This is a genomic window from Streptomyces sp. NBC_00663 (assembly GCF_036226885.1).
GTDB lineage: Bacteria > Actinomycetota > Actinomycetes > Streptomycetales > Streptomycetaceae > Streptomyces.
Genome location: NZ_CP109027.1, coordinates 5,935,102 through 5,948,680 on the forward strand (window position 1 = coordinate 5,935,102; position 13,579 = coordinate 5,948,680).

The following is a 13,579-nucleotide window of genomic DNA, read 5'->3' on the forward strand; positions in this document are numbered from 1 at the left end:
CTGTAAAGTTAGACATGTCGGGACGGGGGGTGAGAGCCCCGGAACCGACGCCAGTTGAAAATTCCAGAGAGGAGAAGTCGTGGCAGATCACGACGCAAGGGAGCGATTCCTCGCACTCGCCGAGGGCGTCGTCGGAGCGTACGCGTACATCGCATCGCTCCTGTCGGAGCTCCCCGTCCCCGTCATCATCCCGGACCTGGTCCTGATGGCCGACGAGGGCAGGGACCCGACAGACGCCCTGCTCGCACTCCACCGGGTGCGGGCGGTCGTCGAGGACGAGCCGATCTCGGAGAAGGACCGCCGATGCTTCGAGCACCTGATGCTCGACTGGATCACGGCCTACGAGATGCTCGCCCTCGCCAAGAGCGCGGGACTCGCCCCCTGGCGACTCGACGCAGTCGAGTTCGCACTCAACCGGGTCGTGACCTGGATTGAAGTGATCGAGAACGACGACGAGCAGGACGACGACGAGTCGTAACGCTCACCGCCCGCCCCGAGCAGCCAGCCCGGGGCGGGCTCTCCTCCCGGAACGCCCCGCCCTCTCACGCACAGCAGAAGGGGCCGACGCGATCCCCGGTCACCCGGGGGTGAGAGACGTCGGCCCCACCAGTTGAAGACTCCACAGAGGAGGCTCACCGCCATGGTAGACCCGCAGCGCCTCATCGCCCCCGAGATCGCCACCGCCTACGACGTGAGCCCGCACACCGTCCGCGCCAGCTGGTCCCAGCACCCCGACTGGCCCGCCCCCACCGGCAAGCGCGGCCGCTACAAGGAGTACGACGCCCAGGCCATCGCCGACTTCGTCCGCACGCACATCGAGCGCCAGGCCGTCACCCTCGAACCCCGCCGCCTCTACACCGCCCAGCAGCTCCAGGACGCCGGTGTCGGCATCACCGCCGGCACCATCCGCGCCGACCTCGCACGCGGCCGCTGGCCCGCCCCCGACGACACCAGCGACGGCGTCAACCGCTGGCACGGCTCCACTGTCACCAAGGCACTCCAGGGGCGGCGCGGCTACCGGCGCAGCCGCACCGACTGACAGGCCACGGCCCGCGTGCGCACCGCGCGGCCCGAGGCGATCCTGAAGGCATGCCGCACCGGCCCGTGACCGTACAGCCGCCCTCACCAACGGGCGGCCGCCGGGTACGCGTGGACGGCGAGATCCTCGGCCTCGCCCACAACGTCGCCGACGTCGCCGAGTTCCTGCGCCGCGCAGGGCTCGATATCGAGCCCGAGGACGTCACGGCATCGCCCTTGATCGACTGGCGCGGCGTCGGCCCGGAGCACTGGGGCCCGGAGACCGTGAGCTGAGCTGTGGCGGCCTCTCGGCGTTCCTGCTGGACAAAGATCCGTTTGTAGCGTGAACATGGTGCCAGCAGCACACGTGTGCCCATCGAACGCTCATCCGCAGCCCCGGACCACCTCCACCTGGCCCGGGGCTGCGGCACGTCCAGGAGGAGGTGCACGTGACCCCGGAGCTCTACACCGGCACCCAGGCCGCCGCCCTCGCTACCACCTGGCGGCGCATGCTCAGTGCCGACGCCGCCCGCGTCACCCGCCCCGCGATCTGCAACTGGGTCCGACGCGGCCACCTCAAGGTGGCAGGCCTCGACGAACACGAGCGCCCCCTCTACGCCCTCGCCGACATCGCCCAAGCCGAGAAGGCCACCCGCCCCCGCGCCCTGCGCCTCGTCGGCATCGGCGCCCAGTAACTCCCGCTGCCTGGTGAGGCGGACGGAGCCCCCGCAGGCGCCCCAACGCCCGCGGTGCGGGCCCGGCACCGGGCAGCGGGACTAGATCACAGAACAGCCACACGGCCATCACATCGAGCGCGCGCAACGCATCATGCCCCCACAGCCCACACCGTCCTTGGGGGGACACATGAGCCGGTACCGTGACGTCCAGACCGCCGTAAGAGTCGAGAAGCTCCGCATCTGGTTCGCCTGGCTCGCTGGCACCATCATCATCCTGATTGCCGTCCGAGCCGTCCGGAACATCGACGTCGTCAACACGGTCGTCGAGATCCTCGGGGTCATCGCCTTCGCCCTGCTCAGCATTACCGCCGTACGCATGATCAACGCCCTCAACCGCAGGGCGGCCGCAGAGCGCCGTGCGGTCCTCGGCGACGACATGTGACGCGGGAGGGCGCCCGTGGCTGGCAACCCCCGCACCGGGCGCCCCTACATCAGACTCACCCGCCAACAGCGCGCCCTCGGCCTGCCCTGCTGGATCTGTGGCCGGGAGATCGACTACACCCATACCGGCTACGCCGCCCAGCGGTCGAAGTGGGCGTTCACCCTTGACCACGCCATCCCCATCACGCGCGGCGGCGACCTCCTCGACCCCGCCAACGCCCGCTCAGCACACCGCAAGTGCAACAGCGCGCGCGGCAACCGCACCCACCAGCCGCAGCCCCGAGCGTCGAGGAGGTGGTGACCATGGCCGACCCCCGCGTTCGGCTGCACCTTCGCACCAAGCCGCGGCCGCCCCGCTGGTACGAGTACAGCCCAGCCGCCACCGGCCCGGAGTACTGGTTGCGCTATCTCCTCGGCGAGCCAAGGGACTTCGCGTACGCCGTCCCCCGCCGCATCGCCTGCCGCCTCCTCGGCCGCCACAACGCCACCTGCCGAGGGCGCGCCGACCACCCGAGGAGATGGTGACCATGAGCGGAGAGCAGAGCTTCGGCGACTGGCGGGCCGAGCAGCAACGCCGCGCCCAGGCCTACGCGTTCGGCTGGGCCGAGCGCGCGACCGCCGAGTACGAGACCGCCACCCGGCACGAGGACGACGCCCGCAGGCACAGTGACAGCGCCTACCTGCGGGACGCCGTCATCGAGGACCGCCGCCGTGCCCTGGCCCACGGTGTCCGGTCCACCGAGGCGCTCAAGCTCGCAGAGATGTGGGCCCGCGTCGCCCAGGCCCTCGCCGTGGGCGAGCCGCCCGTCACCGCCGAGCTGGAGGTCCGCGGATACCCGGAGCCGACCCGGAGGTGACACCGTGGTGCTGTACGTCATCACCGGCCCGCCAGCTGCAGGCAAGACCACGTGGATCAACGCGCACGCCAAGGCCGCTGACGTCGTCATCGACCTGGACCGCATCACCCTGGCCCTCACCGGCCCGGGCGCACCGCAGTGGTCGCAGGACCCCGTCCACGTACGCGTCGCCCAGCGCGCCCGGTTCGCCGCCATCGACGAGGCGCTCAAGCTACTCGACGAGGTCGACGTGTACCTGATCCACACCATGCCCGGTCCCAAGGCCCGGGCCAGGTACCGGCGCCTGGGTGCCAAGGTCGTCACCGTCGACCCGGGCGAAGACGTCGTGCGCGAGCGCGTCGCAGCGATGCGCTCACCGGCCATGGATGCCGTGGTCACCCGCTGGTACAGGGACCACCGCAAGGGCGGCTCGCGCCCCATCACCACCCAGTCGTCCCGTGCCTGGTGACAGCGGCTCGGCCGGCGCGCGCGGTCAGGCGCTCGCGCGGGCATCGATCGTGTCCGATTCGCCCTCTTGGCGGGCCCTGTTGGGGTGAGGGGGAGGGGGGCCGTGCCATCACGTGGATTGAGCGGCCGGGCGACCCAAAAGCCCTTGTCGGTCGGATCTCTCCCCGCGGCGCGGGCTAATCGGCCGGGCCTGGCTCCAGTGAATTAGCGATCCGAAATGGCCCGCTAGAGCATGCATCTGACGTCTTGTCAAGTTGTGTGGCATATGTCTATCTGGCGGGGGGTGGCTCTTGAGCGACGCCCCGAAGCGGCGGCTGCGCCGCGGCGCGATCGCCAACGCGACGACCGCTCAGCTCGCCGAGCTCGGCGTCGACCCCGCCTCGCACGCCCTCGCCGCCACCGCGTTGCGCCTGGCCGCCGAGGTCGACTCGGCCCCGGACCCCAAGGCCGCCGCGACCGCCGCGCGCGAGCTGCGGCAGGCCATGGCCGTGGTCGTCGCGGCCGCTCCCCCGAAGGAGCGCGGCGACCGGGTCGACGAGATCGCCGCGCGGCGTGAGGAGCGGCTCTCTCCTCCGGCCGCCAAGGGCACGCGATGATCGGCTGCCAGACGCCGCGCATCCTGTCCGTCCCGTGGCGGCGTCGTGTCGACACCCGGCGGTGGGACGGCGTCGAGGACCAGGAGGCGCTGGACTTCACCTCGCCCGCCGGGCAGGAGTGCATCGACCTCGCCGACGACTCCGGCCTGTACCTGGATCGGTGGCAGCAACTCGCCCTGCACCACTCCCTCGTGGAGGACGACGAGGGCCGGTGGGCGTCCCTGGACGTCGTCCTCAACGTCGCCAGGCAGAACGGCAAGGGCGGATTCCTCGAGGCCCGCCAGCTGGGCGAGGTCATCCTGTTCGGCGGGCAGCTGGTCATCCACACCGCCCACCAGTTCAACACCGCCCAAGAGTCGTTCCTTCGCCTGGACCGGGTGATCGAGGGCTCCTACGCCCTGTCCCGCCGCGTGAAGCGCGTACGCCGCAGCCACGGCGAGGAGGGCTTCGAGTTCTTCAACGGCGCCCGGATCCGCTTCCTGGCCCGCGGCGGGGACAGCGGCCGCGGGTTCTCCGGCGACCTGGTCCTGATGGACGAGGCCATGAAGCTGCGGGCGGCCCCGATCGGTGCCCTCATGCCGGTGCTCTCCGCGCGCCCCAACCCGCAACTGGTGTTCACCGGCTCGGCCGGCCTGGGAGACGAGAGCGAGCAGCTGGCACTGCTGCGGGCCCGGGCCATGGCCGAGGGGGCACCGGACCCGTCGCTGACGTACCTGGAGTACTCGATCGCGCCGCACGTGAAGGAGTGCCCGAAGGATCACGAGGACCGGATCGTGTGCGACGCCCACGACAACCGGGGCGACGAGGCGTCGTTCGCCCGGGCCAACCCGGCGCTCGGCATCCGCATCAGGACCGCGTACGTGCTGCGGGAGATGCGCGGCATGCGCGCGGACCTGTTCGACCGCGAGCGGCTCGGTGTGGGCGACTACCCCGAGGTCAGCGACGAGACCTGGCAGGTCATCCCCAAGGACAAGTGGGAGGCGCTCACGGACGCCTCCTCGAAGCCGGGGGACCCGGTGGCGTTCGCCATCGACACCAACCCCGAGCGCACCTGGACGGCCATCAGCGTGGCCGGCGCCTCTGGTGAGTCGGTGCACGTCGAGGTCGTCGAGCACCGGCCCGGTACGGACTGGGTCGTGGACTGGGTCGTCGAGCGGGACGAGCGGTGGAAGCCGTGCGCCTGGGTCATCGACGAGGGCGGCCCGGCCGGAACCCTCGTCGAGGCCCTGCGTAAGGCGCTGAAGCACGAGGACGACGACGACAAGGACGACCGCTCCGACCGAGTGGTGTGCCCGAAGGTGCGGCAACTGGCCCAGGCCTGCGGCCAGTTCTACGACCGGGTCACCGATACCGGGTCGATCGCGCACCTGGGACAGGCGCCGCTGGCGGCCGCCCTCGCGGGCGCGCAGAAGCGGGAGCTCGGCGATGCGTGGGCGTGGACCAGGAAGAGCGACGGCGTCGACGTGAGTCCGCTGGTGGCCGCGACCTACGCGGTGTGGGGGTGGGAGATGTTCCACGACGTCGAGCCCGAGGAGGTGGAGGCGTGGGGCTTCTACGGGTGAACGGCTGGTCGCGGCTGGCCCGGGTGCGGTTCGGCTACTGGGCGGGCTGTACGGGCCTGTCCGTGGGCGCAGCAGTGCAGTTCGGGGTGGGGCTGGGGCTCATGGTCGGCGGGGCGGTCACGGCGGGCAGCTTCCTGCTCCTGGTCGACGTCGAGGACGACGGCGAGAAGGAGGACGACGGTGGACGGTGAGCTGACCCTGCAGAAGGTCCCCGGCGGCATCAAGGTGATGCACGCGCCCCGGCTGACATGCATCTCGCTGGAGGCCCTCGCCGACGCCTGCAGCCACGCCCTGCGGGTGAACGGCGACCGGATCACGGTTGCGGACCAGGTCGTCTACCAGGTGACCGCGTGGCAGGCCTCGCCGCCCGGGCTGACGGTCGCACTGATCGAGGACCTGCGGCCCGAGGGGGAGCGTTGACGAGCCTGTGGCAGCACGAGCGGCGTACGGCCGCACGGGACGACGCGTCATGGATGGTCGACGGGAACGTCTACTACGGCACCGGGCGCCCCGTGGACGGCCGGGAACGGCCGCTCCCGATGGAGTTCGAGGCCAAGGTCCGCCACGCCTACAAGTCCAACGGCCCGGTGTTCGCCCTGATGATGGTGCGCCAACTCCTGTTCAGCGAAGCGCGGTTCCAGTTCCGGCAGATCCGCAACGGGCGCCCGGGCGAGCTGTTCGGCACCGGCGACCTGGCCCTGCTGGAGAGGCCGTGGCCCGGCGGCACGACCGGCAATCTCCTGTCGCGGATGATCCAGAACGGCGACCTGGAGGGCAACGGGTACGTCACGAACTACAACCCGGGCCGGTTGAAGATCCTGCGGCCGGACTGGGTCACGATCGTCACCGGCTCGGACGAGGAACCGGGCCTGCCCAGTGAGGCGATCGACTCGCAGCTGGTCGGCTACATGTACGACCCGCCCACTGGATCGGAGCCCTGGTTCCTGACGCCGGACCAGGTGGCGCACTTCGCGCCGATCCCGGACCCGGAGTTCCAGTTCCGCGGCATGTCCTGGGTGACCCCGGTGATCCGCGAGATCGTCGGGGACACCGCGGCGACCCGGCACAAGCTGAAGTTCTTCGAGAACGGGGCTACCCCGCAGGTGATCGTGTCGTTCGACTCGTCCGTGTCGATGGACAAGGTCAAGCGGTTCCAGACGCTGATGGACGCCGGGCACCGCGGCGTGGACACCGCCTACCGGACCCTGTACCTCGGCGGCGGCGCGGACGCCACGGTCGTTGGCAAGGACCTGCAGCAGATCGACTTCAAAGCCACGCAGGGCGCCGGCGAAACCCGCCTCGCGGCCGCGGCCGGTGTGCCCTCGGTCGTCGTCGGGTTCTCCGAGGGCCTGGCCGGTTCGTCGCTGAACGCGGGCAACTACTCCTCGTCCAGGCGCCGGTTGGCGGACGGCACGATGCGGCCGCTGTGGCGCGAGGCCGCCGGATCGCTCGCGCAGATCATCAACGTCCCTGCGGGCGCCGAGCTTTGGTACGACGACCGCGACATCGCCTGGCTGCGCGAGGATCGCCGCGACGCGGCCGAGATCCAGGGCCTGCAGTCCCGCACGATCCGCCAGCTTGTTGACGCCGGCTACGAGCCCAAGTCCGTTGTCCGCGCGGTGGAGGCCGAGGATTACAGCCTGCTCGAGCACACCGGCCTGTACTCCGTGCAGCTGCAGAAACCCGGCAGCGCCCAGGGCGCCCCGTCGACGACCCCGGAGGAGGAATGACCATGAACGAGGCGTTCCTGCGGTACTTCCCGCTGGAAGACATCCGCGTCCGCGCCGGCGGGGACGGCCGCACCGTCGAGGCGTACGCCGCGGTGTTCGACACCCCCGTCGAGATCCACGACCAGGACGGCGACTACGTCGAGCAGATCGACCGCCGCGCGTTCGACCGCACCCTGCAGAACCTCGCCCCCGCCGGGTCCCGGTCGACCTGGCGCGTCGGCGTCTTCTACAACCACGGCCGCACCCTGTGGGGCACGCCGTCCGAGCGCGGCAGCATGCCGATCGGCACCCCCGTGGAACTCAAAGCCGACACCCGGGGCCTGCTCACGGTCACCCGGTACAACAAGACCGAGCTGGCCGACGAGGTCCTGGAGAACATCCGCGAGGGCGCCATCACCGGCCAGTCCTTCACCGGCCGGTTCACACGCTCCGACCCGGGCCGCACGCCGCGCGGAGGCTACCGCGCCGACCGCGACGGCCGTCTGAAGACCGTGCGGCGCCAGGAGATCGCACTGAAGGAGTACGGGCCCACCCCGTTCCCCGCCTACCCGGACGCCGCGGTGATCGGCGTCCGCGCCGAGCAGGTCATGCCCCTGCTCGCCGAGCTGTCGCCCGACGAGCGCGACAAGCTCGCCCACATGCTTCGGACCGGCACTCCGCTGGACCCGCCCATCCCGGGCACTCCAGCCGACCCGTCGGCCGCCGGTGACCCCGACCCCGGGGCCACCGCCGAGGACCCGCCCGCACCAGGGCACTCCGCTCGGCAGAAGATCGCGTGGGCCACGGTCCGCGCCGAGATCAAGTCCAAGGCCAGGAGGGTCCCGTGACCACGACCAAGCGGAAGAAGAAGAGCGACAAGCTCAAGGAGTCCCTCGAAGCGATCCGCTCCGAGCTCCTGGAGCTCGAGGAAGTCGAGGAGCCGACCGAGGAGCAGGCCAGCCGCGCGGGTGAACTCCTCACCGAATTCGACACCGCGCAGGAGGCCTACAACGAGCAGATCGCGCACGAGCAGCGGGTAGAGGCCGTCCGCTCGGCAGCGCTCGTCCCCGGCGCCCAGGAGCGCCCCCCGGGCGAGGCCCCGCAGTTCATGCGCAGCCGCGGCAACCCCTATGAGGACCTCGACCGGGTGCGCGGCGCCAACCTGATGGACCGTGCCACCGTCGGTGATCTGCGGACCCGCGCCCTGTACGCGGTGGAGCTCGCCGCCGAACTGCTGACCGAGGACCAGCAGGAGCGCACCGAGAAGCTGGTGCGCGCCGACCGGCGCGGCCGGATCGCTCAGCACATCCTGCTGACCGGCTCGGACGACTACATGCGCGCGTTCGAGGCGCTGCTGGAGAACGCCGGCAACCCCGCGCTGCTGGAGGACGAGGAGGCGTACGCCTACAAACTCGCCGAGGCGCACCGCCGGGCGATGTCCCTGACTGATGCGGCCGGCGGTTTCCTGGTGCCGTTCACCCTCGACCCGACGATCATCCTGACCAACGCCGGGTCGGCGAACCCGTTCCGGCAGGTGGCCACCGTCAAGACGATCACCACGGACACGTGGAATGGCGTCTCGTCGGCTGGTGTGACCGCCGGGTGGCTCGCCGAGGCCAACCAGGTCGGCGACAACTCGCCCGCCTTCGCGCAGCCGTCGATCAAGCCGGAGAAGGCCGCGGCCTGGGTGCAGGGCTCTTTCGAGGTCCTGGCCGACTCCGGGTTCGGCGCTGAGGTCGGCCCGCTCCTGGCGGACGCCAAGGACCGGCTGGAGGCGGCCTCGTTCGCCACCGGGACCGGCGTCGGCCAGGCCAAGGGCGTCATCACCGCCGTCTCCGCGGTGGCTGGCTCGGTCGTGGCGTCGGCGACAGCCGACACCTACGCCGTGGCGGACGTCTACGCCGTCGAGCAGGCCCTGCCGCCGCGCTACCGGCTGACCGGCTCGCCGGTCTGGATGGCCAACAAGACGATCATCAACAAGACGCGGCAGTTCGACACCGCCGGCGGCTCCAGCTTCTGGGCCAACCTCGGCATGGGCCAGCCCGAGCAGCTGCTCGGCGCGCCGATCTACGAGGCGTCCGCGATGGACGGCGTCATCGACGCGGCGCAGAACAACTACATCCTGCTGCTCGGCGACTTCCGCAACTTCTACATCGTCGACCGGGTCGGAATGACCATGGTCTACGAGCCGCTCGTCAAGGGCGCCAACGGGCGTCCCACCGGCGAGGCCGGCTGGTTCGCCTACTGGCGCACCGGCTCCGACGTCGTCAACGCGGACGCCTTCCGTCTGCTCAACGCCTGATCGCAGGTGACACCGGCGCCCGCCCTCTTTGGGCGGGCGTCCGCTCCCGCGCACCCACGACCTTGGAGGAGAGCAGCATGTACCGCGCGAAGGAAACGTTCTGGGCGCCGGACAACCGGCGCATCGTCAAGGGCGACCTGGTCGCCCCGCATGACCCCGTTGTCGAGGGCCGAGAGGAACTGTTCGAGGCTGTCGTCATTCCGCAGGCCCTCACGCCCGCCCAGGCCGCCGCAGCCCAGCAGGAGACCGAGCAGACGACCGGCACTCCGGCGGCCGCCGACCCGGGCGACAGCGTCACCCAGGGGGTCACCAGCGACAGCAGCGACGGCGACGGGACCACGGCCCCGGCCGCCCCCGCCGACGGCGACAGCAGCGCGCAGCCGTCCACGCCCGCGGCGAAGAAGACGGCCGCGAAGAAGACGGCCGCGCCGCGGACGTCGGCGGGAGGGGATGCGAAGTGAAGCGCACCGTCTACAACCACGTCCGCGCCAAGGCCACCCTGGCGATCACCACCAGGACCGCGTCCGCCAACGGCAGCGCCGTCGACCGGACCCTGTCCGGCGCCTCGGGCACCAACGAGTGGTTCCAGTCGGCGACCCTCCTGGTGCACACCGGCACGATCACCGATGGCACGCACGCCATCACCCTGGAAGTGTCCAACGACAACGCCGCCTGGGCCGCCGCCGCGGCCGTAGATCTGCAGGGCTCCCTGCCCTCGATCGGCGCGGCCAACGACGACACCGTCTACGAGGTCGGCTACACCGGCACTGCCCGCTACCTGAGGGCGGTCACCACCGTCTCCGGCACCACTACGGGCGGCGTGTACGGCGCCACGATCCTGCTCGGCTTCCCCAACGTCACCCCCCTCTCGCGGACGTAAGGGGATGTTGTGGCGCTGCTGACCCTGGCCGATGCGAAGAAGCAGCTCAACCTCAAGACCGACGCGGACGACGACGAGCTGCAGGTGTATGTCGACGCGGTCACCGCGCCGATCGAGGAGTACATCGGCCCCGTCGAGCCGCGCGCGGTCGTCGAACGTCACGACGCGGAGGGCGGCCGCCGGGTCCTGGTGCTGCGCACCATGCCCGTGCTGTCGCTCACCTCGGTGCTGCCGGTCCTGTCCGGTGACGCGGCTTACCCGGTCGACGGTCTGACCCTGGACCCGGAGACAGGGGAGCTGCGGCGCCTGGACCGGGGGGTGTTCCGCGGCCTGCTCGACGTCACTGTGCAGGCCGGACGGGCCGAGATCTCCTCGACCATCAACCTCGCGGCGCGCATGTTCGTCCAGCACCTGTGGCGCACCCAACGCCCCAGTCGCAGCGGCGGATTGGCGGGCGGCGGTGACGACTACAGCGTCAGCGAGCCGATCGTCGGCTACGGCTACGCCGTCCCGAACCGCGTCCTCGAACTCCTCGCCCCGTACCGACTCCCCCCTGGAGTGGCATAGATGCCGTCCCGAGTCCCCGAAGTAATCGACGCCCTCGTGCAGTTGGCCCGAACCGAGCCAGCGTACGAGGCAGGTGAGGACGGCACCGGCGGTGTCGTCGTGGCCGACGGTCCGCAGGTCACCGAAGACGCCGCCCCGGACTGGCTGGTCATCGGGTTCGACGGCGACCCGAACGGTGACTTCGAGTCCGCCCAGACCATCGGCGGCTGGTCCGACCTCGGCGGCGGCCGCGAGGAAGAGTTCACGGTCACCGTCGCCGCGATCTCCAACCGCGGAGACGCCGACACCGTCGCCGCACGCGGGCGCGTGTACGAGATCGCCGCCCGGGTCGAGGCCTGGCTGATGGCCGATCCGAGCCTCGGACTGCCGGGGCTTGAGGCATTCGTGGGCGGGACGCGGCTGGTGCAGGACCAGACCGAAGACGGCGCGTCTGTCCGGCTGCTGCTGTCCGTGGCAGGCCGCGGATTCACAAGGAGGTAGATCATGGCCGCACTTCCGACGCAGGTCCCGCCGCTGGCCGGACTCGCCGTCGACTACGACCCGGCCACCGGAGGCGGGGACACCTGCCAGACCGGGGCCGGTGTCCTGCTGCTGGTGAAGAACGGCGACGCCGCATCGCACACGGTGACGCTCGTGACACCGGGCACCGTCAACGGGCTGGCCATCGCCGACCGGGCCGTGCCCGTCGCGGCCGGTACGACCCAGGCGATCCCCGTCACCAACGACTACCGCAACCCGTCCACCGGGCGGGCGAACATCACCTACGACGCCGTCACCTCGCTCGAGGTCGCCGTTCTGCGTGTGGGGGTGTGATGAGCGAGGTCACGATGACGCACCCCGAACTGCCCGACCAGCCGATCACCGTTGCCGAGGAATCGGTCCCCCATTACCAGGCCTCCGGGTGGGAGCTCGCCGAGCAGGCCCCGCCCACCACCACCCAGCCCAAGGCGCGGCGCCGGCGGCAGACAGGAGATGAGAGCTGATGCCAGCCACACCGATCAACGCCTCGGTGCGCTACTACCGGCGCGGCACGACCAAGGTCGTCTGGTGCCCGACGATCGCCAACAAGTCGGCGCCCACCCGAGCCGAGATCAACGCGGGCACCGAACTGTCCGGCGAGACGGGCGCGATGTCCGGCTGGCAGACCACCTCTGCCACGGTGCCCACCGCGGCCCTCGGCTCGCGGTTCACACCGACCGTCCCGGGTGAGATCACGGCAGCCGATTCGTCGCTGACGTTCTGGGCGTCCAAGAACGGCGACGACGTCCGCACCCTGCTGCAGCGCGAGGCGATCGGGTTCGTCATCTGGATGGACGAGGGCGACGTCAGCGGGCAGACCTGCGACGTCTACCCGGTCCAGGTCACCTCGCAGGCCAAGGTCCGCGAACTGGACCAAGCCGCGCAGATCATGGCCCAGTTCGCCATCACCAGCGAGCCGGCCGAGAACGTCACCATCCCGGCCTGACCATGAGGTCGGCACAGATCCTCGGCACCGGGCAGCTGATCGAACTGTCCCGCCGTCTGCGGGCGGCGGGCGGTCCGAAGCTCCGGGCCAACACCGCCCGCCGGGTGCGACGCGCGGCCGAGCCGCTGCACCGCGACCTGCAGCAGGCCATCCGGTCTCAGCCGCTGGTCTCGGAGGGCCGCAAGCCGGGCAAGCGCGGCGGCCCGTCGCCGACCACCAGGCCGTTCCGGGCGATGCTCGCGGGCGGCATCCGGATCAGCGTGCGATCCGGTGGTACCCCAGGCGCACGCGTGTGGATGGACTTCTCCCGGCTGGAGCCCGGCGCGCGCGGTGTGCCGAAGCAGATCGACGACGGCAGGCTCAGGCACCCCGTGTTCGGCAACAAGAGGCGGTGGGCGAACCAGTGGGCCCGCCCGTCGGGCTGGTGGACCAAGACCGTCCGCGACGGCACCCCGCGCATGCGGGCCGAGATCGAACGGGTCCTCGGCGACGTGCGCCGGGACCTCCAGTGAGAAGAGACAGCGCATGATCATCGAGTACGTGCACGACGACGACACCGTGGAACGGGTGTCGACCGGCGACCTGTCGGCGATCGAGGCCGCCACCGTCGAGGAGGCCATCGGCAACGTGCCGTGGCGGGTCATCGAGGACCGGCTACGCGTGGGGGACCCCACCTCGATGCGCGCTGTGCTGTGGGCATTTCGCCGACGCACCGAGCCGGAACTGAAGTTCGCCGACTTCGACGTGCCCGGCTGGCGGCACCGGCTCAGGGCGGGCATCGAGCGGGCCGAGATCGACGAGGCCCTGACCAACATCATGGCCGAGGCCCTCGCCAAGAGCGAGGACAGCACGATCGACCGACTGACGCCGCACCTGCGCAAGCTCGCCGACAACCGCGACGACGTCGACGCGGCGCTCGAAGACCTGGGAAAAGGCCACTTGGTGCGCCGCCGCCAGGCCTCCGCGGACTGATCGTCGAGTACCGGTGGCTGCTCGCGCACCACCTGCACATCCGTCCTTGGGAGATCGGCCTCCTGTCCGCCGACGAGCTTGAGGACG

The 13,579-nt window shown here is 70.9% G+C and carries 25 protein-coding genes; all 25 read left to right on the forward strand.

The genetic code is table 11. The features are described from left to right. The first annotated feature begins 79 nt into the window (after positions 1–79). The 25 genes from OG866_RS27035 to OG866_RS27155 all read left to right on the forward strand — a co-directional run bounded on the left by OG866_RS27035 (position 80) and on the right by OG866_RS27155 (position 13,492). Entirely contained in the window at positions 80–478 is a 399-nt protein-coding gene (locus OG866_RS27035) for a hypothetical protein (RefSeq protein ID WP_329338558.1), read from the forward strand. A 162-nt stretch (positions 479–640) separates the two neighbouring features. After that, the gene (locus OG866_RS27040; protein WP_329338560.1) at positions 641–1,039 is read left to right on the forward strand and encodes a hypothetical protein; all 399 of its coding nucleotides are present in this window, start codon (positions 641–643) and stop codon (positions 1,037–1,039) included. Positions 1,040–1,089: 50 nt separating this feature from the next. Next, positions 1,090–1,311 (forward strand): hypothetical protein, encoded by a 222-nt coding sequence (locus OG866_RS27045; protein ID WP_329338562.1) that lies wholly within the window; start codon positions 1,090–1,092, stop codon positions 1,309–1,311. A 155-nt stretch (positions 1,312–1,466) separates the two neighbouring features. Further along, positions 1,467–1,712, forward strand: a complete 246-nt coding sequence (locus OG866_RS27050) for a MerR family transcriptional regulator (RefSeq protein ID WP_329338564.1) — start codon at positions 1,467–1,469, stop codon at positions 1,710–1,712. A gap of 169 nt (positions 1,713–1,881) precedes the next feature. Next, entirely contained in the window at positions 1,882–2,136 is a 255-nt protein-coding gene (locus tag OG866_RS27055; RefSeq protein WP_329338566.1) for a hypothetical protein, read from the forward strand. A 15-nt stretch (positions 2,137–2,151) separates the two neighbouring features. Next, entirely contained in the window at positions 2,152–2,436 is a 285-nt protein-coding gene (locus OG866_RS27060) for an HNH endonuclease (RefSeq protein WP_329338568.1), read from the forward strand. 2 nt (positions 2,437–2,438) lie between these two features. Next, a complete protein-coding gene (locus OG866_RS27065) occupies positions 2,439–2,660 on the forward strand; it encodes a hypothetical protein (protein WP_329338569.1) in 222 nt (73 codons plus the stop codon). A 2-nt stretch (positions 2,661–2,662) separates the two neighbouring features. Then, complete coding sequence (locus OG866_RS27070; protein WP_329338571.1) at positions 2,663–2,992, forward strand: hypothetical protein; 330 nt, start codon at positions 2,663–2,665, stop codon at positions 2,990–2,992. 4 nt (positions 2,993–2,996) lie between these two features. After that, entirely contained in the window at positions 2,997–3,440 is a 444-nt protein-coding gene (locus OG866_RS27075) for an AAA family ATPase (RefSeq protein ID WP_329338573.1), read from the forward strand. A 289-nt stretch (positions 3,441–3,729) separates the two neighbouring features. After that, the gene (locus OG866_RS27080) at positions 3,730–4,035 is read left to right on the forward strand and encodes a hypothetical protein (RefSeq protein ID WP_329338575.1); all 306 of its coding nucleotides are present in this window, start codon (positions 3,730–3,732) and stop codon (positions 4,033–4,035) included. After that, a complete protein-coding gene (locus OG866_RS27085; RefSeq protein WP_329338577.1) occupies positions 4,032–5,597 on the forward strand; it encodes a terminase in 1,566 nt (521 codons plus the stop codon). The genes OG866_RS27080 and OG866_RS27085 overlap by 4 nt, the downstream gene beginning before the upstream one ends. Then, on the forward strand, positions 5,579–5,788 hold the full coding sequence (locus OG866_RS27090) for a hypothetical protein (RefSeq protein WP_329338579.1): 210 nt from the start codon (positions 5,579–5,581) through the stop codon (positions 5,786–5,788). The genes OG866_RS27085 and OG866_RS27090 overlap by 19 nt, the downstream gene beginning before the upstream one ends. After that, positions 5,778–6,017, forward strand: coding sequence for a hypothetical protein (locus tag OG866_RS27095; RefSeq protein WP_329338581.1), 240 nt, complete (start codon positions 5,778–5,780; stop codon positions 6,015–6,017). The genes OG866_RS27090 and OG866_RS27095 overlap by 11 nt, the downstream gene beginning before the upstream one ends. Next, complete coding sequence (locus tag OG866_RS27100; protein WP_329338583.1) at positions 6,014–7,327, forward strand: phage portal protein; 1,314 nt, start codon at positions 6,014–6,016, stop codon at positions 7,325–7,327. The genes OG866_RS27095 and OG866_RS27100 overlap by 4 nt, the downstream gene beginning before the upstream one ends. A gap of 2 nt (positions 7,328–7,329) precedes the next feature. Next, positions 7,330–8,154, forward strand: a complete 825-nt coding sequence (locus OG866_RS27105; RefSeq protein WP_329338584.1) for an HK97 family phage prohead protease — start codon at positions 7,330–7,332, stop codon at positions 8,152–8,154. After that, on the forward strand, positions 8,151–9,608 hold the full coding sequence (locus OG866_RS27110; RefSeq protein WP_329338586.1) for a phage major capsid protein: 1,458 nt from the start codon (positions 8,151–8,153) through the stop codon (positions 9,606–9,608). Before OG866_RS27105 ends, OG866_RS27110 begins: the two co-directional genes overlap by 4 nt. A 77-nt stretch (positions 9,609–9,685) precedes the next feature. Beyond that, positions 9,686–10,069 (forward strand): hypothetical protein, encoded by a 384-nt coding sequence (locus OG866_RS27115; protein WP_329338588.1) that lies wholly within the window; start codon positions 9,686–9,688, stop codon positions 10,067–10,069. Then, on the forward strand, positions 10,066–10,488 hold the full coding sequence (locus OG866_RS27120) for a hypothetical protein (RefSeq protein ID WP_329338590.1): 423 nt from the start codon (positions 10,066–10,068) through the stop codon (positions 10,486–10,488). The genes OG866_RS27115 and OG866_RS27120 overlap by 4 nt, the downstream gene beginning before the upstream one ends. Positions 10,489–10,497: 9 nt before the next feature. Continuing rightward, positions 10,498–11,055, forward strand: a complete 558-nt coding sequence (locus tag OG866_RS27125; protein WP_329338591.1) for a phage head-tail connector protein — start codon at positions 10,498–10,500, stop codon at positions 11,053–11,055. Further along, a complete protein-coding gene (locus OG866_RS27130; RefSeq protein ID WP_329338593.1) occupies positions 11,056–11,535 on the forward strand; it encodes a hypothetical protein in 480 nt (159 codons plus the stop codon). It begins immediately after the preceding gene. Positions 11,536–11,538: 3 nt separating this feature from the next. Beyond that, positions 11,539–11,868 (forward strand): hypothetical protein, encoded by a 330-nt coding sequence (locus tag OG866_RS27135; RefSeq protein WP_329338594.1) that lies wholly within the window; start codon positions 11,539–11,541, stop codon positions 11,866–11,868. Continuing rightward, positions 11,868–12,038: a hypothetical protein gene (locus tag OG866_RS27140; protein ID WP_329338595.1), complete on the forward strand. Its 171-nt coding sequence runs from the start codon at positions 11,868–11,870 to the stop codon at positions 12,036–12,038. The genes OG866_RS27135 and OG866_RS27140 overlap by 1 nt, the downstream gene beginning before the upstream one ends. After that, on the forward strand, positions 12,038–12,520 hold the full coding sequence (locus OG866_RS27145; RefSeq protein ID WP_329338596.1) for a phage tail tube protein: 483 nt from the start codon (positions 12,038–12,040) through the stop codon (positions 12,518–12,520). The genes OG866_RS27140 and OG866_RS27145 overlap by 1 nt, the downstream gene beginning before the upstream one ends. Before the next feature lie 2 nt (positions 12,521–12,522). Next, a complete protein-coding gene (locus tag OG866_RS27150) occupies positions 12,523–13,032 on the forward strand; it encodes a hypothetical protein (protein ID WP_329338597.1) in 510 nt (169 codons plus the stop codon). A 13-nt stretch (positions 13,033–13,045) separates the two neighbouring features. Beyond that, positions 13,046–13,492, forward strand: a complete 447-nt coding sequence (locus tag OG866_RS27155; protein ID WP_329338598.1) for a hypothetical protein — start codon at positions 13,046–13,048, stop codon at positions 13,490–13,492. Positions 13,493–13,579: the final 87 nt, after the last annotated feature.